The sequence below is a fragment of the Pseudomonas paraglycinae genome, from assembly GCF_021601625.1.
GTDB classification, from domain to species: Bacteria; Pseudomonadota; Gammaproteobacteria; order Pseudomonadales; family Pseudomonadaceae; genus Aquipseudomonas; species Aquipseudomonas paraglycinae.
Window position 1 is genome coordinate 40,436 of the sequence record NZ_BQHR01000001.1, and the last position, 24,501, is coordinate 64,936.

Below are 24,501 nucleotides of genomic sequence, written 5' to 3' on the forward strand. Positions count from 1 at the left end.
AAGGCGCCCCTCGCCGGTTGTCGTGGATCAATTTTTTTGCGGCTCTGCCGCCTTCAGCGTTTCCTTGAGCGGCACCTTGAGGTAGGGATTCACACAACCGATCTTCAGTGTTCGCGGCGGCGCCCAGCGCGAGTTGTTGCCGACCCGGTCGAGGATGCAGTAGGTCACGTCCAGCCGCAGGTCCTCGCCGGCCTCGGTGATGATCGCCGGCGGCACCCAGACCTGAATCGGCTTGTCGATATCGGCCGTGGTGATGCGCGCCAGATCCATCCGTACATCGCCCCAGCGCAGGGTGATGGCGTCGCCTTCGGCCATGTTCAGATAGGGCTCGATGGTCAGCGGTACGCCGCGTTTGATCTGGTTCGCGTTGACGCCTTGACGGCGAATGGTGTCGGGCAGGGTCACGGGGGCGAGTTGCTGGTTTTCGTCGCCACACAGCGCTGGAGGCTGTCCACCTGGGCAGTCGAGTTTGACCGTGACCCGCGCCGCTGCCGACAACGATGGTCCGTGACCCACCCGCATGACCCGGTAGTGGATGCGAGACGGACCGCTGGCGATAAAGCTCTCCGGCACACGCAGACTGACGGGGGTGGCGACGTCCTGCGCTGTCAGCACGTGAGAGGCGACATAGCAGTTGTTCCAGAACAGTTCGATCAGATCGCCGATGTCCATGTCCGGGTAGGGCGGCACATCGACCAGCAGATGAGCCGCTGCTGCGAGGTTGATGCCGTGGTTTTGGGATGGCGCCAGGCTCGGCGCGGCCAGTTCGGGGATGTGCGAAGTGCGGGTCATGAAATCCTCTCCTTGAAGCCTTGCAGCGAAATCCGTTTCTGAAAGTTCAAAAGGCCAGAATTGCCTGGTAATAAAAACAGGATCTTTCGGCCAGTCGTTATTGGGTCTTGTTGATGTAGCGGGTTGCGATGAGTGACTAGATAAAAGTTCGCCGAATGGCATGTCAACGGACAGGATTATTTAATTGAAGAATTACGGATTTATCAGAAGCTTCCTACACGGATAAGGCACTCTACCTATTCTCCATAGCGAATCGGGCCACAGCTTTTGCCGGATTTTATTGTTCTGCCGTCGGTCGGTTTGTACAGCTGGAAATTTGGAGGGGACGAACTTTAATCGCGGGGAGACTGTTGCAGGACATATATATGTAATGCAGTCACTTGATTAAGTTTTTATTTGGGAGGGTGTAAGCGAAACTTCCGTCCATGGAAGTTTGTATTCGGGGAAGTTTGCAGGTCAGCCGTTGTTTCTGAACTTGCTGAGGAACTGTCGAGTGCGTTCTTCTTGCGGATTGGCAAACAACGCTTTCGCTTCACCTTGTTCGACGATCACGCCTTTGTCGAAAAACACCACGCGGTTGGCCACATCACGGGCGAACGCCATTTCGTGGGTGACGATGACCATGGTGCGTTTCTCCTCGGCGAGGCCGCGGATGGTTGCCAGCACTTCACCTACCAGTTCCGGATCGAGGGCCGAGGTCGGCTCGTCGAACAGGATCACTTCCGGCTCCATCGCCAGCGCCCGGGCAATCGCCACGCGCTGTTGCTGGCCACCGGACAGGCGCCGTGGGTAGGCGTCTTCCTTGCCCGCCAGGCCGACCTTGGCCAGCAGCTTCTTGCCCAGGGCAATGGCTGCATCGCGGGGCGTCTTCTTGACCACGATCGGGCCTTCGATGACGTTTTCCAGCGCGGTGCGGTGGGGGAACAGGTTGAAGTTCTGGAACACGAAGCCCACGTGCTGGCGCAGGTTGCGCACCAGGCTCTGCTGCTGGTTCAGCGGGCGGCTGGTATCGATCTCGATCTCGCCAACCTTGATCCGGCCGCTGGTGGGTTGTTCGAGGAAGTTCAGGCAGCGCAGGAACGTGGTCTTGCCCGAGCCGCTGGGGCCGATGATTGCCACGACCTCACCTTCCTTCACCTCCAGATCAATGCCGTTGAGCACGACTTGACCCTTGAACTGCTTTGTCAGTTTTTCCACGACAATCATGGGGTCAGGACTCCTGGTCGTGCCGATTGACCCGCTCTTCCAACTTGTTCTGGAAGTGCGACAGCACCGTGGCCAGAATCCAGTAGATCAGCGCGGCGGCAAGATACATGGTGAAGACTTCGAAAGTCCGGGCGGTAATCAGCTGTGCCTGACGGAACAGCTCCGGCACCTGAATGGTGGCGGCCAGTGCGGTGTCCTTGACCAGCGAAATGAAGCTGTTGCCCAGCGGCGGCAAGGCCGTGCGCATGGCCTGCGGCAGGATGGCCCGGCGCAGGGTCTGCGCGCGGGTCATGCCGATGCTCGCAGCGGCTTCCCACTGGCCGCGTTCGATCGAACCGATTGCGGACCGCAGGATTTCACAGGCGTAGGCGGCCATGTTCAGCGAGAAGCCGATCAGTGCCGCCGGCAGCGGGTCGAGTTCCATGCCCAATTGCGGCAAGCCGTAATAGATCACGAACAGTTGCACCAGCAACGGCGTGCCGCGAAAGAACGACACGTAGATGCGAGCCAGCCAGCTGACCGACTTGAAGCGCGACAGGCGCATCAACGCCAGGCCAAAGCCCAGCAGCAGGCCGAAGAACATGCCGCCGAGGCTGAGGATTACCGTGTAGTACGCGCCCTTCAACAGGAAGGGCGCGGAGTCCAGAGCGAGTTGGAAAGCTTCTTCCATTATTGGGTGACGTCAGCGTTGAAGTATTTCTTGGACAGCTTCTCAAGGGTGCCGTCGGCACGCAGTTCGTCGAGGGCCTTGTTCACGGCGGCCAGCAGTTCAGGCTCGCCTTTGCGCAGGGCGATACCGGCTTCCTGACGCGAGAAGGCTTCACCGGCGGCGACGGTTTTCGGCGCTTTCTTGGCGTATTCCAGTGCAGCCAGACGGTCGATCAGGATCGCGTCGGTACGGCCGTTGTTCAGGTCGGCGAACTTGGTCGGATCATCGTCGTAGGTGCGCACGTCGGCCCCCGGCACGTTGGCGCGGACCCATTGTTCGTAGTTGGTGCCCAGGCCTACGCCGACTTTCTTGCCGGACAGGTCAGCGGCGGACTTGATGTTCAGCGCAGCTTCCTTGTCCTTCAGCACCAGCGCCTGAATCCCGGAGATGGTGTAGGGCTCGGAGAAGTCATACTTCTTCTTGCGCTCGTCGGAGATGGTCACTTGGTTGACCACGACGTCCAGACGCTTGGATTCCAGGGCTGCGAGGATGCCGTCCCATTTGGTCGGCTGAATCTTGGCCTTCACGCCCAGCTTCTTGGCCAGGGCTTCGGACAGCTCGACTTCGAAACCCGACAGCTTGCCGTCGGCATCGACGAAGCTGAACGGTGGGTAAGTGCCTTCCAGGCCGACGTTGATAACGCCTTTGTCCTTGATCTGTTGCAGTTGCTCACCGGCAACGGCGTTGCTGATCAGACCGGCGCTCAGTGCCAGGCCCAGCGAACCTACCAGCAGATTTCGACGTAGTGCGGAAAAAATCATGACAAGCCCCTGTGTTTTCTTATGGAAGACGCTTAAGGAAAGTTGGCGAATCCGGGAATTGGACGACAGCGCTATCCTGCCTTAAAGCAGCTTATGCGTCTCTCGCGAAATTCGCCTGCGGCGAGACTATATGACGGTTCTTTTAGAATGGAAAATAATGAATTTTCCATTTGTTATTCTTGTGTGGAATATGTGTTTTTCGTATTTCGGTTGCTCCCACATGCTGCGTGGGATCGCTTCAACGGCGGCAAGGGACGCGGAGCGTCCCGGGCTGCATTCCCACGCAGAGCGTGGGAACGAGCGCATCAGAGAAAATCCTTGTATGCGAACAACGCCGGGGCGCCGCCGGTGTGCAGGAAGATGATCGGGCCGTCGTCGAAACGCCCGCGGCCAATGCCGTCGAGCAGCCCGGCCATGGCCTTGCCGGTGTAGACCGGATCGAGCAGCACGGCGTCCTGGCTGGCCAGCAGTTTCACCGCCGCCAGTGTCCCGGCGTTCGGCTCGCCGTAGCGCGGGCCGAAGTATTCGTCCCACAACTCGACCTTGAAACTGTCCGGCAGCGCCACGCCCAGCAGGTCGGCGGTGCGTTCGGCCAGGCCCTGGACTTTCGGGCGCTGGTCTTCTTCGCTGCGCGAGACGGTCACGCCGATCACCGGCAGTTGCGGCAGCGCCTCGCTCAACGCCAGCGCCAGACCGCTGTGAGTGCCGGCACTGCCCGAGGCCAGGACCACGGCGGAGAATTGCAGGCCGGTGTCTTTGATCTGCTCTGCCAGCTCCAGACCGGCGCGCACGTAACCCAGCGCGCCGAGGGCGTTGGAGCCACCGATCGGCACCAGGTACGGCTTCTTGCCGTTGCTGCGCAGGCGCACGGCGAGGGCGGCCAGTTGTTCGTCGGCGTTGTCGAGGTTGTCGACCAGCTCGACCTTGGTGTCGAACAGGTCCAGCAGCAGGCGATTGCCGTTGCCGGTGTAGTTGCTGTCGTCGGTGCCCAGCGGGTTTTCCAGCAGGGCCACGCAGCCCAGACCCAGTTTCGCGGCCAGCGCTGCGGTCTGGCGAACGTGGTTCGATTGCAGTGCGCCGGCGGTGATCAAGGTGTCCGCGCCTTGGGCGAGGGCATCGGCGGCGAGGTATTCGAGCTTGCGCAACTTGTTACCGCCCATGGCCAGAGGCGTCAGGTCATCGCGCTTGATGTAGACATCGCGGCCGAGCCAGGTGGACAGGCGCTCGAGTTTTTCCAGTGGGGTCGGTTGGCCGAGCAGGTCAAGGCGGTTAAAGCGGTCCAGCTGTTGTTTGATCGGTTGTGTGGACATGGTTCCGTACTGATGCAAGGAGATGTCAGGACTATAGGCACGCCGATTTACCGGGGCAACCGCCAATCGCTTATAGCCAAATGTGCTTAAGCCAGCACTATCGGTTCTTAATTCGCGCCCGTGGGCTTGCCGTAAAGTAGTCGCCGTTGACGCGGCCAGACAGTCCGGCCGCCCGTGAGGAGTCTTTACCGTGAGCGAGCGTTCCAGCCATTGGCAATTGCAGACCATCGTCAGCCAGCTGCGTACTGCGCGGGATCAGTGGCGGGCACAAAATGGCCGTGCTTCCGGAGAGCAGGGCGGACGCGAGTTGCCGTCCCGTGATGCGATGGCGCAGATTCTGGAAGCCCTGTGCGGCGCACTGTTTCCGATGCGGCTGGGGCCGGTGGATCTGCGTGAGGAGAGCGAGGATTTCTACGTCGGCCATACCCTCGACGTCGCGCTGAATGCATTGCTGGCCCAGGCACGACTCGAACTGCGTTACGTCGCCCGTCACAGTGCTCAGGCCGACACTGAAGTCGAGGCGCAGGCGATCAGGATCATCCAGGATTTCGCCCTCGCGTTGCCGGGCTTGCGCAGCCTGCTCGACACTGATGTGCTGGCCGCCTACCACGGCGATCCGGCGGCGCGCAGCGTCGATGAAGTGCTGCTGTGCTATCCGGGGATTCTGGCGGTGATTCACCATCGTCTGGCTCACCATTTGTATCGCGCGGGCCTGCCGTTGCTGGCGCGGATCAGTTCGGAAATCGCCCACTCGGCGACCGGCATCGATATTCACCCGGGCGCGCAGATCGGCCGCAGTTTCTTCATCGACCACGGGACGGGCGTGGTGATCGGCGAGACCGCGATCATCGGCGAGCGCGTCAGGATTTATCAGGCGGTAACCCTCGGCGCCAAACGCTTCCCGGCGGACGAGGACGGCCAGTTGCAGAAAGGCCATCCACGCCATCCGATCGTCGAGGACGACGTGGTGATTTACGCCGGGGCGACGATCCTCGGACGGATCACCATTGGCAAAGGCTCGACCATCGGCGGCAATGTGTGGCTGACTCGCAGCGTGCCGGCCGGGTGCAACCTGACCCAGGCCAATCTGCAGCATGATGACGGGACGCAGAAGTGAGGCACTAAAGGGCTACCCTCACCCCAGCCCTCTCCCCGGGGGAGAGGGAGCCGACCGAGGTGTCTGGCGCTGTACATCGACCTGAAACACCGAGTCGATTATGGATTCAGCGAAGCACTTTCACGTCGGCGTATTTCTTGAATATCCCCTAATCAGTCCCTCTCCCTGAGGTGAGGGGGCCTATACATCGATCTGAAAAAACCAGTCGATTATGGATTCGGTACAGCAAGATCAGGTCGGCGAAACTCTCAAGCATCCCCCAATCAGTCCCCTCTCCCCCCGGGAGAGGGTTAGGGTGAGGGCGCTTTTGACTTTGATTTTTCCACTGAACGAATCCGCCCAAACCCCCGTCATACCCAACCTTGAGCTAGCGTACGAAAGGTACCGCTGAGCCCTGCGATTAGTCCTGAGCGTACTATCCATGTTTAACTTGAACGTTCATTCAAGTTAAACCGGCGGTTCGCTGCCCGCTCACAACAGGAGGCTTGCCTTTGCTGAGTCCGATCATTTCAGCCATTTTCCAATCTCTTGAGGTGCACCGTTCATGAGTGCATCGTCCACCCCCGCCAGCGGTCTGGTGCGCATGAATCCGCCGGTGTTCTGGTTCGCCGCGACGGTGATCCTGCTGTTCGGCCTGACGGTCATCGCCATGCCGGAACAGGCCGGCGCCTGGCTTCTCGAAGCGCAAAACTGGGCGGCCAACACGGTCGGCTGGTACTACATGCTCGCGATGACCCTGTATCTGGTCTTCGTGGTGGTCACCGCGTTATCGGGCTACGGCAAGATCAAGCTCGGTGCCGACCACGACGAACCCGAATTCAGTTACCTGTCCTGGGCCGGCATGCTGTTCGCCGCCGGGATCAGCATCACGCTGTTTTTCTTTTGTGTGTCCGAGCCGCTGACCCACATGCTTCAGCCGCCCCAAGGCGAGGCCGGCACCGCGGAGGCGGCGCGTCAGGCGATGCAGATTCTCTTTCTGCACTGGGGCCTGCACGGCTGGGGCGTGTTCGCCTTTGTCGGCATGGCGCTGGCGTATTTCGCCTACCGGCATAACCTGCCGCTGGCGCTGCGCTCGGCGCTGTACCCGCTGATCGGCAAGCGCATCAACGGCCCCATCGGCTACGCGGTGGACGGCTTCGGCATCATCGCCACGGTGTTCGGCCTCGGTGCGGACATGGGCTTCGGCGTGCTCCATCTCAACTCCGGTCTGGATTATCTGTTCGGCATCGCCCACACCCAGTGGATTCAGGTCGGCCTGATCACGCTGATGATGGGCGCGGCGATCATCGTCGCCGTCTCGGGTGTGGATAAAGGCGTGCGGGTCATGTCCGACATCAACATGCTGCTGGCCTGTGCGCTGCTGCTGTTCGTGTTGTTCGCCGGCCCCACCCAGCATTTGCTCAACACCCTGATCCAGAATCTGGGCGACTACCTCGGCGCCTTGCCGATGAAGAGTTTCGACCTCTACGCCTACGACAAACCGAGCGACTGGCTCGGCGGCTGGACGGTGTTCTACTGGGCCTGGTGGATCGCGTGGTCGCCGTTCGTGGGCCTGTTCATCGCACGGATTTCCCGTGGTCGGACCATCCGCGAATTCGTCTTCGGCGTGTTGCTGATTCCGCTCGGTTTCACCCTGGCGTGGATGTCGATCTTCGGCAACAGCGCCATCGACCAGGTGCTCAATCACGGTATGTCGGCACTTGGCATGTCGGCCCTCGACAACCCGTCGATGACCCTTTACCTGCTGCTGGAAACCTATCCGTGGAGCAAGACTGTCATCGCGGTAACGGTGTTCATCAGCTTCGTGTTCTTCGTCACCTCCGCCGACTCCGGCACCGTGGTGCTCTCGACCCTGTCGGCGAAGGGCGGTAACCCGGATGAAGACGGGCCGAAATGGCTGCGGGTGTTCTGGGGCGCGATGACCGCGCTGATCACCAGCGCGCTGCTGTTCTCCGGCAGCATCGATGCGCTGAAGTCGGCGGTGGTGCTGACCTCCTTGCCGTTCTCGCTGATTCTGCTGCTGATGATGTGGGGCCTGCACAAGGCGTTCTACCTGGAGTCGCAGAAGCAGATCGCGCAACTGCATTCGCTGGCGCCGGTGTCCGGTTCACGGCGGGGCAAGGGCGGCTGGCGTCAGCGTCTGAGCCAGGCCGTGCACTTCCCGTCGCGCGACGAGGTGTACCGCTTCATGGACACCACGGTGAAACCGGCCATCGAAGAAGTGACGGCCGTGTTCGCCGAGAAAGGCCTGAACGTGGTCACCCAACCGGATCCGGCTCACGACAGCGTCAGCCTGGAAATCGGTCACGGTGAACAGCACCCGTTCATCTACCAGGTGCAGATGCGCGGCTACTTCACGCCGTCGTTCGCCCGTGGTGGCATGGGCTCCAAGCAGCTCAACAATCGCCGCTACTACCGCGCCGAAGTGCACTTGAGCGAGGGCAGTCAGGACTACGATCTGGTTGGTTACACGAAGGAGCAGATCATCAACGACATCCTCGACCAGTACGAACGGCACATGCAGTTCCTGCATCTGGTGCGTTGATCGGAGCAGGGCGCCGGGACGCTTTCAGGTCTCGGCGCTCAGCACCATGAACAACACCATCGCCGCCAGCGGCACGCCATAAACGGCGCTGCCGATCGCAATCTCCGTCCCCAGCGGCTGCCCGGCGTGCACCACGCCGACCGCACCATTGATCACCGTCAACGCCAGCCACAACGCCGCGAACACATAGGCCAGCGTCTGCCGACTGAAGCCGATGCGCTCGCCGATGTAAAACATCAGCGCCAGCAGGATCAGGCCGAAGAAGATGATGATTGCGGTGTGCATGGATGTGCCTGCGGGATGTGCGGTGTTTGATCGGACGATTTCGCGGGCAAGCCCGCGAAGGCGCCACCTCGGTTTCATTTAGAGCATAGCCAAACCCGCCCACGCCATATTCGTCAGGTACTTTCCCGCTCAATGACCGTGCACTGCAGCAGGTTCAGCCGCTGCACCTCATCGCTCGGCAACACGCCAAGGCTTTCCAGCACCCGCGTCGCTGCCAGTACGCCGATCTCCAGCGCCGGCGGTTTGCTCGTGCTCAGGCTCGGCAGCAGCATCTCGGCGAACGGGTAGTCGCCAAAGCCGAGGACGGCGCAGTCTTCGGGGATGTTGAGGCCGGCGCGTTGTCCGGCGAGCAGGCCGCCGGCGGCGAGGTTGTCGTTGGCGAAGATGATCGCGTCCGGGCGTGGGGAGGCGTTCATCAGTGCTTCCATCGCTTGCTTGCCGGCCTCGAACGGGGCGCGATCGGCGTCGGGTGCGAATACCCAGGGCTCAAGTCCTAGCTTGCGCACGGTCGCGGCGTAACCGTCGCGGCGTTCCAGTGCGCTGAAGTCGCCGGGTGCGCTGTTCTGCACGAAGGCGATGCGTCGATAGCCTTTGTCGTGCAGATAACGAGCGGCGCTGACACCTACTTCGAAGTGCGAAAAGCCGATCTGCATCGGCTCACGCTCCGGTTGGTAATCCCAGGTTTCGATCACCGGGATATCTGCCTCGGCGAGCATCTTTTCCGTGCCCGCGCTATGGAAGTGACTGGTGACCACCAACGCTGCCGGCGACCAGCCGAGGAATGCCCGCACCGCGTTTTCTTCCTGCTCGGCGCTGAAGTAACTCGAGGCCAGAAGTAGCTGATAGCCGTGACGGCTGAGGGTGTCGCTGAAGCCCTGAATGGTGTTGGCGAAGATCGGCCCGGAGATGTTCGGGATCACCATGCCGACGATTTTCCCCCGCGCCGAGGCGAGCCCGCCGGCCACCAGATTCGGCACGTATCCCAGCTCGGCGACCACCGCCGCGATCCGTTCGCGGCGTTCGGGCGAGACCTGTTCCGGCTGGTTGAAGTAGCGCGACACGGTGATCGCCGAAACACCGGCCTGGCGCGCCACCGCGTTGAGGGTCACGCGACCGGCGCCACGGCGTTTGCGGGGCTTTTCTTCGCTCAAGGCTCGATCCTTCTTAAAAACCAAAACGCATATAAAAGTAATTTTTCAGTATTGGACGGTCTATGTCCGGCTTGCCAATACTGGCGATGTTAGCGCTAACAAAGCGCGTTGTCTGCTACTCGCTCGAGCGAATGCCCAAGACACCGAGACAGGCGCTGTCGTCGCAGAACGGCAGCGGTTCAGGGCAACTTTTCGAGCGGGCAAACATGCACAACATTCCTGGGGCGACACATAAACTGGCGCAATCGATCCGCGCTGCGGGCTGGCTACTCACCGGGCTGGCTGCGCTGCCGCTGCCCGCCGCGTTCGCCGCGGACAGCACCGATCAGGAGCCGACACTCAAGTCCGTCACGGTCACCGCCACCCGCCGCGAAGAGTCGCTGCAAAAGGTGCCGGTGGCGGTGTCGGTGATCGACGGCGAGCAGCTGGAACGCGACAACCGCAACAGCGTGGCGAGCATCGTCCAGCAGGTGCCGTCGCTGAATTTCCGCACTGGCGCATCGAACAAGGACACCTCGTTGTTCGTGCGCGGCGTGGGGACGATTTCCACCTCGCCGGGCGTCGAACCGACGGTGGCCACGGTGATTGATGGCGTGGTTTATGCGCGCCCCGGCCAATCCACTCTCGATCTGCTGGACCTGGAACGCGTCGAAGTCCTGCGCGGCCCGCAAGGCACGCTGTTCGGCAAGAACGCCTCGGCCGGTGTGCTGAACATCACCAGCAAGGCGCCGACCGCCGAGACCCACGGCTACATCGATCAGTCGTACTACAGCGGCAACGAAAGCCGCACCCGTTTCGGCATCGGCGGCAGCCTGATTCCGGACACGCTCAAGGGCTCGATCAGCACCTTGTTCGGCAGCTACGACGGCAACGTCGACAACCAGCACAACGGTCAGGAGGTCAACGGCTACAACCATCGCGGCGTGCGCGGCAAACTGGAATTCACTCCGAACGACGACATCACCTTCACCCTGATTGCCGACTACATGCAGTCCCACGATGACGGCCCGAACGGCGTCGTGACCAAGGCACTGACCCCGGCCTTCGCCAATGCGCTGAGTCCGGTGAGTGCCACCAGCCACAATCGCGACATCAACACCGACACCCGCTCCCACGTCGAGGACACCAACAAGGGCCTGTCCGGCCAGCTCGACTGGCAACTGGGGAATTACACCCTGACCTCGATCACCGCGTGGCGTGGCTGGGACAACACTCAGTATCAGGACGGCGACCGCCTCGGTACGGTAACGGCCGCGTTCCCCGGCACAGCGGACAAGGGCGATCTGGCGTTCGACCAGTACTCGCAGGAGCTGCGTCTGGCGTCGCCGAAAGGCGAGTTCCTCGAATACGTCGGCGGCCTGTTCTACATGCACGGCAAGGACGAGGAAACCTATCAGCGCACGCTGACCACCACACGGACAGATCGCGGCGTCGCCGATTACAGCACCACCAGCGACAGCTATGCGGTGTTCGGCGAGAGCACGCTGAATTTCACCTCGAACTTTCGTGGCATCGCCGGCCTGCGCTACACCCACGACAATCTCGAATACGATCACCGTCGCGTCTCTACGTCCGCCACCACCGTCAGCGGCATTCAACCGGCCACCCGCAGTTCCGGTTCGGTGGACGAGGACGGCTGGTCCGGCCGGCTCGGTTTGCAGTACGACCTGAGCGATACCGTCACCACCTACCTGACCTATTCGCGTGGCTACAAAGGTCCGGCCTACAACGTGTTCTTCAACATGCAGCCACGCGACACCGAAGCACTGAAACCGGAAACCTCCAACACCTGGGAGGCGGGGATCAAAGCCTCGTCCTGGAACAATCGCCTGACCACCAACCTGGCGGTTTTCCACAGCGACTACGACAACTATCAGGCGAACTTTTTCGACACCGTCGCCGGGCAAGTCGTAACGCGCCTGATCAACGCCGGCAGCGTCAGCACCGAGGGTGTGGAACTTGATTTCGCCCTGCAGGCGACCCAGCAACTGAAGTTCTCCGGCGCGCTGGCCTACACCCGCGCCCGCATCGACGAGTTCGCCTGCCCGTCGGGCGCGGCGGCGTCGTGCAACGTCAACGGCAAACCGCTGCCGTTCAGCCCGGACTGGAAAAGCTACGTGCGCGCCGACTACACCATCCCGCTGGATAACGGCCTGGATATCGAACTCGGCACCGATTACAGCTGGCAGAGCGAAGTGCAGTACGACATCAGCCAGAACGCCGACACCAAGCAGGGCGCCTACGGACTCTGGAACGCCAGCGTGGCTCTGGCCGATTACACCAACGGCTGGCGCGTGGCGTTGCTCGGCAAGAACCTCACCGACAAGTCGTATTCGCCATTGCTCGCCAGCGGTGGCAACTACATCTACCGCGCCGTGCCTCGCGACGACGAGCGCTACTTCGGCGTGCAACTGCGCAAGGACTTCTGAGATGAGCAGACAGCTGAAACTCGGCGCGTTCCTCATGGCCACCGGGCACCACGTTGCCGCGTGGCGTCACCCGGAAGTGCCGGCCAACGCCGGGCTGGATTTCGCCCATTACAAACGGCTGGCGCAGATTGCCGAGGCAGGGAAGTTCGACACTCTGTTCGTCGCCGACAGCGTCGCCGCCCCGACCCAGGAAATCGCCAGCCGCATGGCCCGTTCGGATCACTTCGAACCGCTGACGTTGCTCTCGGCGTTGAGCGCAGTGACCGAGCACATCGGCCTGATCGCCACCGCCACCACCAGCTACAACGAGCCGTACCACGTGGCGCGCAAGTTCGCTTCGCTCGATCACCTGTCGGGCGGGCGAGCGGGGTGGAATCTGGTGACCTCGGACAACGCCGCCGAAGCGCAGAATTTTGGCCGCGACGAACACATCGGCCATGCCGAACGCTACAGCCGCGCCCGGGAATTTCATCAGGTGGTCACGGGTCTCTGGGACAGTTGGCAGGACGATGCCTTCATTCGCGACAAAGCCAGCGGCGCGTATTACGACCCGGAAAAACTGCACGTGCTGAATCACGTCGGCGAGCACTTCAAGGTCAAAGGCCCGCTGAATGTCGCGCGTTCGCCACAGGGGCAGCCAGTGATCGTGCAGGCCGGCTCGTCGGAAACCGGGCGTGAACTGGCGGCGCAGACGGCCGAAGTGGTGTTCACCGCGCAGACTTCACTGGCCAGCGCCCAAGCCTTCTACGCCGACCTCAAGGGCCGCTTGCCGAAGTACGGACGCAGTGCCGATTCGCTGAAAATCATGCCCGGCGTGTTTGTCGTGGTCGGGCAGACGGAAGCCCAAGCGCAGGAAAAATGTGAAACGTTTCAGCAATTGGTCGAACCCGAGGTTGGCGTCGCCCTTCTTGGGCGTATGCTGGGCAACTTCGATCTGTCGAAGTACCCGCTGGACGGGCAGCTGCCGGAATTGCCGCTGACTGACAGCGGCCAGCAAAGCCGACAGAAACTGCTGACCGAACTGGCCGGCCGGGAGCATCTGACCTTGGCCGAACTGGGTCGCAGAATCGCTGGCGGTCGCGGGCATTACAGCGTCGTCGGCACTCCGGCGCAGATTGCCGACCGCTTGCAGGAGTGGTTCGAGCAGGGCGCGGCGGACGGCTTCAATGTGCTGGTGCCGCACCTGCCCGGCGGGCTCGAAGACTTCGCCAATGGCGTGGTCCCGGAACTGCAACGGCGTGGGCTGTTCAGAACCGAATACGAGGGCCGGACCTTGCGCCAGAACCTTGGCCTCGCCCGGCCCGGCAATAGATTTGCGTAGCAATCGACACCCGATTCAAGACCGACAAGAGAGGATTCGATGACTTACACCGCTGCCGAAAACCGCTATGACTCCATCCCTTACCGCCGCGTCGGACGCAGCGGTCTGGTGCTGCCGGCGCTGTCCCTGGGCCTGTGGCACAACTTCGGCGACAGCACGCCGATCGACACCCAGCGCTCGTTGCTGCGCACGGCGTTCGATCTGGGGATCAACCACTTCGACCTGGCCAACAACTATGGCCCGCCCTACGGCAGCGCCGAGACCAATTTCGGCCGTCTGCTGCGCGAAGACTTCAAGCAGTATCGCGACGAACTGATCATCTCCAGCAAGGCCGGCTGGGACATGTGGCCCGGCCCTTACGGCCAGGGTGGTGGTTCGCGCAAATACGTGCTGGCCAGCCTCGACCAAAGCCTGCAACGCCTGGGCCTGGACTATGTGGATATCTTCTATTCGCACCGCTTCGACCCGGACACCCCGCTGGAAGAAACCGCCAGCGCCCTCGCCACTGCGGTGCAGCAGGGCAAGGCGTTGTACATCGGTATCTCGTCGTACTCCGGGGTGAAAACCCGCGAAATCGCCGCGTTGCTCAAAGAGTGGAAAGTGCCGCTGTTGATTCACCAACCGGCCTACAACCTGCTAAACCGCTGGGTGGAAAAGGACCTGCTCGACACCACCGACGAACTCGGCACCGGCGTGATTGCATTCACTCCGCTGGCGCAAGGTTTGCTGACCGACAAATACCTCAACGGCGTGCCGGCGGATGCACGGGTCAATCGTCCGGGCGGTGGCTCGTTGCTGTCTTCGCACTTGTCCGAGGCCAACATTGCTCATGTGCGGGCGTTGAATGAAATCGCCAAACGTCGTGGGCAGAGCCTGGCGCAACTGGCGCTGGCGTGGACACTTCGGGATCCTCGGGTGACTTCGGCGCTGATCGGCGCGAGCCGGCCGGAGCAGATTGTCGAGAACGTCGGGGCGTTGAAGAATCTGAGCTTCAGTGCGGAAGAGTTGGCGGAGATTGACCGGTTTGCTCAGGAGGGCGGGATCAATCTTTGGGAGAAGCCTTCGACGGCGGAGTGATCGAAACTGGGGTGGGTCAGATAGATCCCCCCTCACCCCAGCCCTCCCGAAACGTCGGACCGCCCCCAGGGGGGCGAGGGGGAAAGGGAGCAAATCTCCGTGCTTTTCAAACCTGAGTTCGATTCGATATTTCAGGTCGGTGTATAGCGACAAAACACCTCGGTCAGTCCCCTCTCCCTCCGGGAGAGGGTTAGGGTGAGGGGGCTCTTGATTTTGCTCTGGCGTTAAAGGCTCAACGAAAAAACGGCACATCCCCCAACACCGTAGCCCGCTGCATCACCCGCCGCGCCGGCCGGTAGTCATCCACCGCGTAATGCTGGGTCACGCGGTTGTCCCAGAACGCAATGTCGTCCTTCTGCCAGCGCCAGCGAATGGTGAACTCCGGCCGCGTCGCATGCGCGAACAAGAACTTCAACACCGCTTCGCTCTCGGATTCCGACAGCTCATTGATCTTCGACGTGAACCCTTCACTGACGAACAGCGAACGCCGTCCGCTCACCGGATGCGTGCGAATCACCGGGTGCGACAGCGGTGGATTCTTGCGCCGTGCCGCTTCCCACTGCGCCAGTGCTTCCGGCGTGTTGCCGTAGCGTTCCAGCGGAAACGAGCGGGTGAAATCGTGAGTTGCGGTCAGCCCTTCGAGCAGCGCTTTCATCGGCGCCGACAGCGCCTCATACGCGGCAATCCCGCTGGCCCACAATGTGTCGCCACCGAATTCCGGCAGCAGCTTGGCGCTGAGCACCGCGCCCATGGCCGGGGTCGGCAGGAAGGTCACGTCGGTGTGCCAGATCGCGTTGTCGCGCACGTCGGTGACGGCGGTGTCGAGGATCAGCACTTCCGGCTGTTCCGGCACGTTCGGGTAGATCGGGTGAATGTGCAGATCGCCGAAGTAAGCGGCGAAACGCGCCTGCTGCGACGGCTCGATCGGTTGATTACGGAAGAACAGCACCTGGTATTTGAGCAGTGCCTGCTCGATGGTGTCGCGCTGTTCCAGGTTCAGCGGCTGGCTGATGTCGACGCCGCTGATCTGTGCGCCGAGGGCCGAGCTTAAAGGGGTGATGTTCAGGCTGCTCATGGTGGTTCTCTTCAATTCCGGGGCCCCGAAACTGTCGGGGTAGTCAGTGCTGAAAAATCAGTGGGCCTGGCCGTGCCACGGCACCAGTTTGCGTTGCAGGGCGCGCAGGCCCATCTCCATCGCGAAGGCGATCAGGGCGATGACCAGAATCCCCAGCACCACCACATCGGTGACCAGGAACTGCGCCGCCGACTGCACCATGAAGCCCAGGCCGCTGGTGGCCGCGATCAGTTCGGCAGCGACCAGAGTCGACCAGCCGACACCCAGACCAATGCGCACACCGGTCAGAATGTCTGGCAGGGCGCTTGGCAAAATCACATGGCGGATCAGTTGTGCGCGAGTGGCGCCCAGCGACTGTGCGGCGCGCAATTTGGCCGGGTCGACGGTGCGCACGCCGGTGGCGGTGGCAATCGCGATAGGGGCAAAAATCGCCAGATAGATCAGCAGCACTTTCGACAACTCGCCGATGCCGCACCAGATCACGATCAGCGGCAAATAGGCGAGCGGCGGAATCGGCCGGTAGAACTCGATCAGCGGATCGAGCACACCACGGGCGATGCGGTTGGCGCCGATGGCAATGCCCACCGGCACCGCGGTCAGAATCGCAAAACCGAGGCCCAGGCCGATGCGGCTCAGACTGGCGCCCAGGTGCTGCCACAACGTCGAATCCATGTAGCCCGTGGTCGCCAGCAACCAGCCTTTTTGCAGCACGGCGGACGGTGGCGGCAGGAACAGCGGTTCGATCAGGCCGGTGGCGGTCACGGCCCACCAGATCACCAGCAACGCGAACAGGGTCAGCAGGCTGATCCAGCGGGTGCTGAGGCTGCGGCGCACGGGAATCACCACCGATGTGGCGGCGGGTTTCACGGCGGTGGCGGAAACGTCGTAACTGCTCATGCGCGCTCCTGCCGCTGAACGGCGCTGCGTTGCGAGAACACTTTGGCCAGCACGTGTTCGCGGGTTTCGATGAAGCGCGGATCGGACTTGATCGCCCGCGCCGATTCGCCGGCGGCGTAGCGCTGGCCGAAGTCGAGGTGCAGGCGCTCGACGATCTGCCCCGGATTCGGCGCGAGCAGAATCAGGTCAGTGGCGAGGAACACCGCTTCTTCAATGTCGTGGGTAATCAGGAACACCGGTTTGGCGGTGCGTTGCCAGACTTGCAGCAACAGCTCCTGCATCTGTTCGCGGGTGAAGGCGTCGAGGGCGCCGAAGGGTTCGTCCATCAGCAACACACGCGGATCGGCGGCGAGGGCGCGGGCCAGGCCAACGCGTTGCTTCTGGCCGCCGGAAAGCTGCCAGATGCGACGGTGTTCAAAACCGGAAAGGTCGACCAGTGCGAGCATTTCCCGAGCGCGCTGTTCGCGTTTGTCCTTGGCCACACCGGCCAGTTCCAGACCGAAAGCGACGTTGGCCAGCACGTCCTGCCAGGGCAACAGGGCGTCGTCCTGGAACACCACGCCGCGTTCGGCGCTCGGACCTTTGACCGGCACGTTGTCGAGGGTGATGCGGCCGGCGCTCGGTTCGACGAAACCGGCAATCAGGTTCAACAGCGAAGTCTTGCCACTGCCGGACGGGCCGAGGGCCACCAGCAATTGCTGAGGGCCGAGGGTCAGGGAAATGTCGGACAGTACCGGTTCCGGGCTGCCGGGATACTGTGCGCTGATGCGCTCCAGCTGTAGCAAGGCCATCGCAGTTAACTCCCGATCAATTGGTGATGTACTTGGCGCTGACGTACGGCGCGTAGTCCGGCAGTACCGCTTCGACCTTGCCTTGCTCCTTGAGGAACGCAGCGGTGTCAGTGATGGCTTTGGTGGTCGGAGCGCCGAGGTCGCTGACTTGATCCGCTGCCAGCGGGTAGACGTTGCCTTGCAGCAGCAATGGGATGTCGCTGGCTTTGGCGCCGGAGAGTTTCACCAGCTTGTCGACGTTGCTCTGATTGGCCAGCCAGGCTTTCGGATCCTTGCGGTAGTCGGCGTAGGCGTCGAGGGTGACCTTGGCGAAGGCGGTGACGATTTCCGGGTGCTTCTCGGCGAAGTCCTTGCGCACGATCCAGGCGTCGAAGGTCGGTGCGCCGAACTTGGCCAGTTCACCGGAAGTGATCAGCACTTTGCCGTTTTCCTTGGCCACACCCAGCGCCGGATCCCAAACGTAGGTGGCGTCGATGTCACCGCGTTTCCACGCAGCAATGATCGCTGGCGGGGCGAGGTTGAGGACGGTGACTTTTGATGGGTCGATGTTCCAGTGCTTCAGCGCGGCGAGCAGGCTGTAGTGACCGGTGGACACAAACGGCACGGCGATTTTCTTGCCGACCAGATCCTGCGGGGTCTTGATGCCGGAGCCGTCGCGGGCGACCAGTGCTTCGGCGGCGCCGATCTGGGTGGCGATGAGGAAGGTTTCCACCGGGACTTTGCGGGTGATTGCAGCGGTCAGCGGGCTGGAACCGAGGTAGCCGATCTGCACGTCGCCGGAGGCGATGGCGGCGATGATGTCGGCACCGTTATCGAATTTGCGCCAGTTGATGTCGGCCTTGGTGGCTTTCTCATAGGCGCCGTCGGCCTGGGCGACTTTCGCCGGGTCAACGGTGGTCTGGTAGGCGACGGTGAGGTCGGCGGCCTGAGCCAGGAAACTCGCAGCAGCCAGAGAGGCCACGGCCAGCAGGCGAAGCGGGAAATTCAGTTTCATTGAAGAGCTCCATATCAGGCGACCGAGCGTCGGCGTGAAAGGAGACTAAATGATCTAAGAATCTAAAAATAAATAACTTTTTAGAATGAGCTTATGAGCGGAAAAATCTAAGCGTGGGAGAGTGGGGGCTTTTCGGATTATCGGTTCGGACTTGAAATCCTTACCCCCTCACCCCAGCCCTCTCCCCCAAGGGGGCGAGGGGGAAAGGGAGCCGATCGAGGGCTTTTCACAATCGGAGTTCGGCTCGGTATTTCAAGTCGGCGTAGCTCTGATAAACACTGCGGTCAGTCCCCTCTCCCACCGGGAGAGGGCTAGGGTGAGGGGGCTGCGATCCAACGCCGATCAATCAGTTGCTGATCGCCAAAATACTCGCCTGATACGACCCGACAAACACGTCGAAATCGCCGACTTCGTTCTGCTCCAGCTCAGCCTGTTGCGCCAGCGAAGACCGCGCCAGTTCTTCAAACTTCGCCTGTTCCTCAGCCGCCAACGGTTCGCTGCGGAAGAACTCGGCGTGGGCCTGGCTCTGGCGCAGGGAGAATTGCGCGAAGCTTTCCTTGTGCGTGGCCATCGCCGCCAGCACCTGAGCCGAAGGCGTCAGGGACGAATCCTTGACCTTGGCCAGTTGCGCATCGAGCGCCTTGCTGTGGGCATCGCCGCCGTGGCTTTGATCCAGCAGCGCCGCCAGCGGAGCGATTTTTTCCAGCAGTTCGGCGGCCCATTCCTTCAGCTCCACCGGTTGGCCGTCGCGCTGCAATTGCAGGCCCGGACGGCGACCTTCCTTGACCACGCTGAGGAAGTTGGAGGTGGCGTTGCCGCAGGAATTGTTGGTCAGCAGCGGGCTTTCGTTCAGCGCGCAGTACAGCAGGAACGCGTCGAGGAAGCGCGACTCGGTGAGGTCGATGCCCATCGGCAGGAACGGGTTGATGTCCAGGCAGCGCACTTCGACGTACTGAATGCCGCGGGCCATCAAGGCCTGGATCGGTCGCTCGCCGGTGTAGGTCACGCGTTTCGGGCGGATGTTCGAGTAGTACTCGTTTTCGATCTGCAGGATGTTGGTGTTCAGTTGCACCCACTCGCCATCCTGGTGCGTGCCGACTTCGACGTACGGCGCGTACGGCGTGGCCACCGCTTTGCGCAGGCTGTCGGTGTAGCTCGCCAGGTCGTTGTAGCAAGGGGTCAGACCGGCCTGGGCGTTGCTCTGGTAACCGAGGTCGCTCATGCGCAGGCTGGTGGCGTAGGGCAGGTACAGGGTGTCGGGATCCAGCTGTTCCAACTGGTGCGCACGACCGCGCAGGAAACCCGCGTCCAGCGCCGGCGAGGCACCGAACAGGTACATCAGCAGCCAGCTGTAGCGGCGGAAGTTACGGATCAGCGCGATATAGGACGACGACTGGAAATCCCGGTCGGTGCCGATGAAGCCTTCGGCTTCCTTGAGCAACGGCCAGAGTTTTTCCGGCAGGGAGAAGTTGTAGTGAATCCCGGCGATGCACTGCATGGTCTTGCCGTAACGCAGGGCCAGGCCCTTGCGGTAGACGTACTTGAGCTGACCGATGTTGGAGGTGCCGTAATAGGCGATCGGGATATCTTCCTCGGCCGGCAACGGGCACGGCATCGATGGACTCCACAGGTACTCGTTGCCGAGCTTGCTGTAGGCGAAGCGATGAATCTTGTCCAGGCTCGCCAGGGTATCGGCCGGGTCTGGCAGGGCAGGCGTGATGAACTCCAGCAGCGACTCGGAATAGTCGGTCGTGATCTGTTCGTTGGTCAGCGCGGAACCCAGGGCTTCAGGGTGCGGCGTTTGGGCCAGGCGGCCTTCGCCGTTCACGCGCAGGCATTCACGTTCGATACCGTGAAGGCACTGCTCAAGCAGAGAGAGGTTAGCGCGCTCGCCGAGCAGAGCCAGGCGGCGGTTGAGAAGTTCGCTCAATTTGGATTCCTTCACGCGTCAGTCGCCCCAATATGGGGGTGGGCAGGACGGTCTACAAGGGTGAAGTTGAAACTGGCGTTTTCGCCTGGTTTTCGGGCCATGAAAGCCCCATTGGAAACGCCAACTTCAGTCCCTGAATCTGGCAGACGCGGGCGAGGAAAACTCCGACGCTGCGATCACAGCGCCGAAATTAACTCAAAATGATGAACAACATCTACAGGACAGCGAACGTGCCTTGCGCTTTTGCGACCAGTTTGTCGCCCTGCATCACGTCGGCTTCGACCACCAGCGTGCGCCGGCCCGGGTGGATCACCCGCGCCGTGCACATCACCTCGCCTTCGGAGACGGCGCGGATGTAGTTGATCTTGCACTCGATGGTCGCGCTCTGCTGGTCAAAGCCGTGGGTGCTGGAGCAGGCCAGCCCCATGGCGATATCGACCAGACTGAACAGCGCGCCGCCGTGCAGCTTGCCGCCGCGATTGCGCAGTTCGGGTTCCAGCGCCAGGGCGACTTGCGCCACCCCGGTTTCCAGGCTGTGCAGGCGGCAGCCCAACAGCTTGAAAAACGCGCTCTCGACGAGCCCGGCTGGCATATCCATCAGCGTTTCTTCAACTGCTTGGCGTTGGCAAACAACGACGCCATCGCGTTATTGGCTGGAGCCGCCGGGGTGCTTTCCTTGCGTGGCGCCGAACCCTGCGACTGGCGTGGCGCCGAGCCCGGACGCGAGCCACGGGCACCGTCGATCTTCTCGCCCGGGGTGTCGCTCATGCGCATCGACAGGCCGACGCGTTTGCGCGGGATGTCGACTTCCATGACCTTCACTTTCACCACGTCACCGGCCTTCACCGCTTCGCGCGGATCCTTGATGAATTTCTCCGACAGCGCCGAAATGTGCACCAGACCGTCCTGATGCACGCCGATGTCGACGAACGCACCGAACGCGGTCACGTTGGTCACCACGCCTTCGAGGATCATCCCCAGTTGCAGGTCCTTCAGGTCCTCGACGCCTTCCTGGAACTCGGCAGTCTTGAACTCCGGACGCGGGTCGCGGCCCGGTTTTTCCAACTCTTGCAGAATGTCGGTGACGGTGGGCAGACCGAAAGTCTCGTCGGTGAATTTCTTCGGATCCAGACGCTTGAGGAACGAGGCGTCACCGATCAGCGAGCGAATGTCGCGGTCGGTTTCAGCGGCGATGCGTTGTACCAGCGGATAGGCTTCCGGGTGAACGGCCGAGGAATCCAGCGGGTTGTCGCCGTTCATCACACGCAGGAAGCCGGCGGCCTGTTCGAAGGTTTTCTCGCCCAGACGCGCGACTTTCTTCAAGGCCGCGCGGGTCTTGAACGCGCCGTGTTCGTCACGGTGGGCCACGATGTTTTGCGCCAGGGTCGCGTTGAGGCCGGAGATCCGCGCCAGCAGCGCCACGGAGGCAGTGTTTACGTCCACGCCCACGGCGTTCACGCAGTCCTCGACCACGGCGTCCAGGCCGCGCGCCAGTTTCAGCTGCGACACGTCGTGCTGGTACTGGCCGACACCGATGGATTTCGGATCGATTTTCACCAGTTCGGCCAGCGGATCCTGCAGACGACGGGCGATCGATACCGCGCCACGGATCGACACGTCCAGATCCGGGAATTCCTTGGCTGCCAGTTCCGATGCCGAATACACCGATGCGCCGGCTTCGGAGACCATGACTTTGGTCATTTTCATCGCTGGGTATTTTTTGATCAGTTCGATCGCCAGTTTGTCGGTTTCACGGCTGGCGGTGCCGTTGCCGATGGCGATCAGATCGACCGAGTGCTTGGCGCACAGGGCGGCCAGGATGGCGATGGTCTGATCCCATTTGTTGTGCGGCACGTGCGGGTAAACCGTGGCGTGATCCAGCAGCTTGCCGGTGGAGTCGACCACCGCAACCTTGCAACCGGTACGCAGGCCCGGGTCGAGGCCCAGAGTCGCGCGCGGACCGGCCGGGGCGGCCAGCAGCAGGTCGTGCAGGTTGTGGGCGAACACGTTGATCGCTTCGGTTTCGGCGCCGTCGCGCAGCTCGCCCAGCAAGTCGGTTTCCAGGTGGGTGTAGAGCTTGACCTTCCAGGTCCAGCGCACCACTTCGCTCAGCCATTTGTCGGCCGGACGGTTCTGGTTCTGGATGCCGACGTGCTGGCCGATCATGCCTTCGCACGGGTGCAGGGTGCCCGGCAGCTCTTCGCCGACTTTCAGCGCGGAGCTGAGAATGCCTTCGTTGCGGCCACGGAAAATCGCCAGCGCGCGGTGCGACGGCATGCTTTTCAGCGGTTCGTCGTGTTCGAAGTAATCGCGGAATTTCGCGCCTTCCTCTTCCTTGCCGGCGATCACGCGGGCACTGAGGGTGGCTTCCTGCTTCAGGTAGGTGCGCAGTTTTTCCAGCAGGTTGGCGTCTTCGGCGAAGCGCTCCATGAGGATGTACTTGGCGCCTTCCAGTGCAGCCTTGGCATCGGCCACGCCTTTTTCGGCGTCGACGAAGCGCGCGGCTTCGGTTTCCGGGGTCAGCGACGGGTCGTTGAACAGGCCGTCGGCCAGTTCGCCGAGGCCGGCTTCCAGGGCTATCTGGCCCTTGGTGCGGCGCTTCTGCTTGTACGGCAGGTACAAGTCTTCGAGGCGGGTCTTGGTGTCGGCGAGTTTGATTTCGCGCTCCAGCTCAGGGGTGAGTTTGCCCTGCTCCTGAATGCTGGAAAGAATGCTGATGCGCCGTTCGTCGAGTTCTCGCAGGTAGCGCAGACGCTCTTCCAGATGACGCAGTTGGGTGTCATCGAGGCTGCCGGTCACTTCTTTCCGGTAACGGGCGATGAAGGGAACGGTAGAGCCTTCATCGAGTAGCGCGACGGCCGCTTCGACCTGTTGTGGGCGTACGCCGAGTTCCTCGGCGATGCGGCTGTTGATGCTGTCCATAAAACCACCTGACAAATTGTGAAAGCAGTCTCGCAGGCGCGTAAATAAAGGCCCGGAGTCTGGTGGGGCGGCTTGATGCTGGCCGCTGCCTGGGTCAAAAGGCATCCCATTGACCCGTGAAATCGAACAATTACTGCGGCGCCCATGAAAATAAGGGACGGCCACCTGCGGTAACGATTCAGACGTTGCCTGACACAAAAGGCCGCGCATTATAACCAGCGTTCTGTCATTCGGGGGCGACGCAGTCTGTAGGCACAAGCCCCGGTTTTCTGGCAGTGAAGGAAAAATCTGCTAACAATGCACACGGTGCGTATAACGGCAGCTACGCCATAATGCGCGCCGAGCTAAAAGGAGCATCCAATGAGCAGCACTGCACAAACTGCTGAAGGCGAAAAAATTCTCATCGTTGACGACGATCCGGGGCTGAGCAGCCTGCTGGAACGCTTTTTCGTCAGCAAGGGCTACCGTGCCCGCGCCGTACCGAATACCGAGCAGATGGATCGTCTGCTGTCGCGTGAAGTGTTCAACCTGGTCGTCCTCGACCTGATGCTGCCGGGCGAAGACGGCCTGACCGCTTGCCGCCGCCTGCGGGGCGCGAACAATCAGATTCCGATCATCATGCTTACCGCCAAGGGCGACGAACTGAGCCGTATCAAGGGCCTGGAACTGGGCGCCGACGATTACCTGGCCAAGCCGTTCAACCCGGACGAGCTGATGGCTCGCGTCAAAGCCGTGCTGCGCCGTCAGGCCGCGCCGGTGCCGGGCGCGCCGGGCAGTGAAGAAGAAAACGTCACGTTCGGCGATTACGTGCTGTCCCTGGCTACCCGCGAACTCAAGCGCGGCGACGAAGTGCACATGCTCACCACCGGTGAGTTTGCGGTACTCAAGGCCCTGGTGATGAACGCTCGTCAGCCGCTGACCCGCGACAAGCTGATGAACCTGGCCCGTGGCCGTGAGTGGGATGCCCTTGAGCGTTCCATCGACGTGCAGATTTCCCGTCTGCGCCGGATGATCGAACCCGATCCGTCCAAGCCGCGCTACATCCAGACCGTCTGGGGTGTCGGCTACGTGTTCGTGCCGGATGGCAACTCCACCAAGTGATGGGTGATTTGTAGGAGCGGGTCTGCGGGAAACGGTCGGAAACGCCGTCAGCGCAGACTCGCAATCCGCAATATGCGAGCATTGCTCG

The 24,501-nt window shown here is 61.8% G+C and carries 20 protein-coding genes; 6 read left to right on the forward strand and 14 right to left on the reverse strand.

What is annotated here, in order from left to right; genetic code table 11:
- Positions 1-27: 27 nt before the first annotated feature.
- The 5 genes from L6D82_RS00175 to L6D82_RS00195 form a co-directional block, all read right to left on the reverse strand.
- Positions 28-792 (reverse strand): hypothetical protein, encoded by a 765-nt coding sequence (locus L6D82_RS00175; RefSeq protein WP_134021948.1) that lies wholly within the window; start codon positions 790-792, stop codon positions 28-30.
- A 456-nt stretch (positions 793-1,248) separates the two neighbouring features.
- A complete protein-coding gene (gene tcyN, locus L6D82_RS00180) occupies positions 1,249-1,998 on the reverse strand; it encodes an L-cystine ABC transporter ATP-binding protein TcyN (RefSeq protein WP_085746330.1) in 750 nt (249 codons plus the stop codon).
- A 4-nt stretch (positions 1,999-2,002) separates the two neighbouring features.
- Positions 2,003-2,668 carry a cystine ABC transporter permease gene (gene tcyL / locus L6D82_RS00185; RefSeq protein WP_007952735.1) on the reverse strand — a complete coding sequence of 222 codons (666 nt, stop codon included), beginning with the start codon at positions 2,666-2,668 and terminating at the stop codon, positions 2,003-2,005.
- The gene (tcyJ, locus tag L6D82_RS00190; RefSeq protein WP_236187801.1) at positions 2,668-3,468 is read right to left on the reverse strand and encodes a cystine ABC transporter substrate-binding protein; all 801 of its coding nucleotides are present in this window, start codon (positions 3,466-3,468) and stop codon (positions 2,668-2,670) included. The genes tcyL and tcyJ overlap by 1 nt, the downstream gene beginning before the upstream one ends.
- A gap of 305 nt (positions 3,469-3,773) precedes the next feature.
- Positions 3,774-4,778, reverse strand: coding sequence for a D-cysteine desulfhydrase (locus L6D82_RS00195; protein ID WP_007952732.1), 1,005 nt, complete (start codon positions 4,776-4,778; stop codon positions 3,774-3,776).
- Between the two features lie 190 nt (positions 4,779-4,968).
- On the opposite strand from L6D82_RS00195, the gene epsC reads away from it, so the two are divergent.
- Complete coding sequence (epsC, locus tag L6D82_RS00200) at positions 4,969-5,895, forward strand: serine O-acetyltransferase EpsC (protein ID WP_007952730.1); 927 nt, start codon at positions 4,969-4,971, stop codon at positions 5,893-5,895.
- Positions 5,896-6,478: 583 nt separating this feature from the next.
- Positions 6,479-8,440, forward strand: coding sequence for a choline transporter BetT (gene betT / locus L6D82_RS00205; protein WP_164872166.1), 1,962 nt, complete (start codon positions 6,479-6,481; stop codon positions 8,438-8,440).
- 24 nt (positions 8,441-8,464) lie between these two features.
- On the opposite strand, the gene L6D82_RS00210 is transcribed toward betT, so the two are convergent.
- Both L6D82_RS00210 and L6D82_RS00215 read right to left on the reverse strand, forming a co-directional pair.
- Positions 8,465-8,725 (reverse strand): hypothetical protein, encoded by a 261-nt coding sequence (locus tag L6D82_RS00210; RefSeq protein WP_102687490.1) that lies wholly within the window; start codon positions 8,723-8,725, stop codon positions 8,465-8,467.
- A 113-nt stretch (positions 8,726-8,838) separates the two neighbouring features.
- Positions 8,839-9,876 (reverse strand): LacI family DNA-binding transcriptional regulator, encoded by a 1,038-nt coding sequence (locus L6D82_RS00215; RefSeq protein ID WP_236187802.1) that lies wholly within the window; start codon positions 9,874-9,876, stop codon positions 8,839-8,841.
- 206 nt (positions 9,877-10,082) lie between these two features.
- Between L6D82_RS00215 and L6D82_RS00220 the strand changes: the two genes are divergently transcribed.
- Genes L6D82_RS00220 through mgrA form a run of 3 tightly spaced genes read left to right on the forward strand, consistent with a single transcriptional unit; the run spans position 10,083 to position 14,703 of the window.
- Positions 10,083-12,305 (forward strand): TonB-dependent receptor, encoded by a 2,223-nt coding sequence (locus L6D82_RS00220; RefSeq protein WP_236187803.1) that lies wholly within the window; start codon positions 10,083-10,085, stop codon positions 12,303-12,305.
- A 1-nt stretch (position 12,306) separates the two neighbouring features.
- Positions 12,307-13,626, forward strand: a complete 1,320-nt coding sequence (locus L6D82_RS00225) for an LLM class flavin-dependent oxidoreductase (protein ID WP_236187804.1) — start codon at positions 12,307-12,309, stop codon at positions 13,624-13,626.
- Between the two features lie 39 nt (positions 13,627-13,665).
- On the forward strand, positions 13,666-14,703 hold the full coding sequence (gene mgrA / locus L6D82_RS00230; RefSeq protein WP_129973799.1) for an L-glyceraldehyde 3-phosphate reductase: 1,038 nt from the start codon (positions 13,666-13,668) through the stop codon (positions 14,701-14,703).
- 232 nt (positions 14,704-14,935) lie between these two features.
- Here the strand turns inward: mgrA and tauD are convergent, their stop codons facing one another.
- The 7 genes from tauD to L6D82_RS00265 all read right to left on the reverse strand — a co-directional run bounded on the left by tauD (position 14,936) and on the right by L6D82_RS00265 (position 23,312).
- Positions 14,936-15,778, reverse strand: coding sequence for a taurine dioxygenase (gene tauD, locus L6D82_RS00235; RefSeq protein ID WP_085746338.1), 843 nt, complete (start codon positions 15,776-15,778; stop codon positions 14,936-14,938).
- 57 nt (positions 15,779-15,835) lie between these two features.
- The gene (tauC, locus tag L6D82_RS00240; RefSeq protein ID WP_064382739.1) at positions 15,836-16,675 is read right to left on the reverse strand and encodes a taurine ABC transporter permease TauC; all 840 of its coding nucleotides are present in this window, start codon (positions 16,673-16,675) and stop codon (positions 15,836-15,838) included.
- The gene (gene tauB, locus L6D82_RS00245) at positions 16,672-17,466 is read right to left on the reverse strand and encodes a taurine ABC transporter ATP-binding subunit (protein WP_011331959.1); all 795 of its coding nucleotides are present in this window, start codon (positions 17,464-17,466) and stop codon (positions 16,672-16,674) included. The genes tauC and tauB overlap by 4 nt, the downstream gene beginning before the upstream one ends.
- A gap of 16 nt (positions 17,467-17,482) precedes the next feature.
- On the reverse strand, positions 17,483-18,460 hold the full coding sequence (gene tauA, locus L6D82_RS00250) for a taurine ABC transporter substrate-binding protein (protein ID WP_007952702.1): 978 nt from the start codon (positions 18,458-18,460) through the stop codon (positions 17,483-17,485).
- Between the two features lie 346 nt (positions 18,461-18,806).
- Positions 18,807-20,390: a glutamate--cysteine ligase gene (gene gshA, locus L6D82_RS00255; protein WP_129974192.1), complete on the reverse strand. Its 1,584-nt coding sequence runs from the start codon at positions 20,388-20,390 to the stop codon at positions 18,807-18,809.
- A 214-nt stretch (positions 20,391-20,604) separates the two neighbouring features.
- A complete protein-coding gene (locus L6D82_RS00260) occupies positions 20,605-20,988 on the reverse strand; it encodes a PaaI family thioesterase (protein WP_102687497.1) in 384 nt (127 codons plus the stop codon).
- Positions 20,988-23,312 carry a Tex family protein gene (locus L6D82_RS00265; protein WP_236187805.1) on the reverse strand — a complete coding sequence of 775 codons (2,325 nt, stop codon included), beginning with the start codon at positions 23,310-23,312 and terminating at the stop codon, positions 20,988-20,990. Before L6D82_RS00265 ends, L6D82_RS00260 begins: the two co-directional genes overlap by 1 nt.
- Positions 23,313-23,672: 360 nt before the next feature.
- On the opposite strand from L6D82_RS00265, the gene ompR reads away from it, so the two are divergent.
- Positions 23,673-24,413, forward strand: a complete 741-nt coding sequence (ompR, locus tag L6D82_RS00270) for an osmolarity response regulator transcription factor OmpR (protein WP_007952694.1) — start codon at positions 23,673-23,675, stop codon at positions 24,411-24,413.
- The last annotated feature ends 88 nt before the right edge of the window (positions 24,414-24,501 follow it).

Excerpts from the sequence above, each read along its gene's own strand:
- L6D82_RS00175 (WP_134021948.1), bottom strand. The coding sequence starts at position 792 with ATGACCCGCACTTCGCACATCCCCGAACTGGCCGCGCCGAGCCTGGCG.
- tcyN (WP_085746330.1), bottom strand. The coding sequence starts at position 1,998 with ATGATTGTCGTGGAAAAACTGACAAAGCAGTTCAAGGGTCAAGTCGTG.
- tcyL (WP_007952735.1), bottom strand. The coding sequence starts at position 2,668 with ATGGAAGAAGCTTTCCAACTCGCTCTGGACTCCGCGCCCTTCCTGTTG.
- tcyJ (WP_236187801.1), bottom strand. The coding sequence starts at position 3,468 with ATGATTTTTTCCGCACTACGTCGAAATCTGCTGGTAGGTTCGCTGGGC.
- L6D82_RS00195 (WP_007952732.1), bottom strand. The coding sequence starts at position 4,778 with ATGTCCACACAACCGATCAAACAACAGCTGGACCGCTTTAACCGCCTT.
- betT (WP_164872166.1), top strand. The coding sequence starts at position 6,479 with ATGAATCCGCCGGTGTTCTGGTTCGCCGCGACGGTGATCCTGCTGTTC.
- L6D82_RS00210 (WP_102687490.1), bottom strand. The coding sequence starts at position 8,725 with ATGCACACCGCAATCATCATCTTCTTCGGCCTGATCCTGCTGGCGCTG.
- L6D82_RS00220 (WP_236187803.1), top strand. The coding sequence starts at position 10,083 with ATGCACAACATTCCTGGGGCGACACATAAACTGGCGCAATCGATCCGC.
- L6D82_RS00225 (WP_236187804.1), top strand. The coding sequence starts at position 12,307 with ATGAGCAGACAGCTGAAACTCGGCGCGTTCCTCATGGCCACCGGGCAC.
- mgrA (WP_129973799.1), top strand. The coding sequence starts at position 13,666 with ATGACTTACACCGCTGCCGAAAACCGCTATGACTCCATCCCTTACCGC.
- tauD (WP_085746338.1), bottom strand. The coding sequence starts at position 15,778 with ATGAGCAGCCTGAACATCACCCCTTTAAGCTCGGCCCTCGGCGCACAG.
- tauC (WP_064382739.1), bottom strand. The coding sequence starts at position 16,675 with ATGAGCAGTTACGACGTTTCCGCCACCGCCGTGAAACCCGCCGCCACA.
- tauB (WP_011331959.1), bottom strand. The coding sequence starts at position 17,466 with ATGGCCTTGCTACAGCTGGAGCGCATCAGCGCACAGTATCCCGGCAGC.
- tauA (WP_007952702.1), bottom strand. The coding sequence starts at position 18,460 with ATGAAACTGAATTTCCCGCTTCGCCTGCTGGCCGTGGCCTCTCTGGCT.
- L6D82_RS00260 (WP_102687497.1), bottom strand. The coding sequence starts at position 20,988 with ATGGATATGCCAGCCGGGCTCGTCGAGAGCGCGTTTTTCAAGCTGTTG.
- L6D82_RS00265 (WP_236187805.1), bottom strand. The coding sequence starts at position 23,312 with ATGGACAGCATCAACAGCCGCATCGCCGAGGAACTCGGCGTACGCCCA.
- ompR (WP_007952694.1), top strand. The coding sequence starts at position 23,673 with ATGAGCAGCACTGCACAAACTGCTGAAGGCGAAAAAATTCTCATCGTT.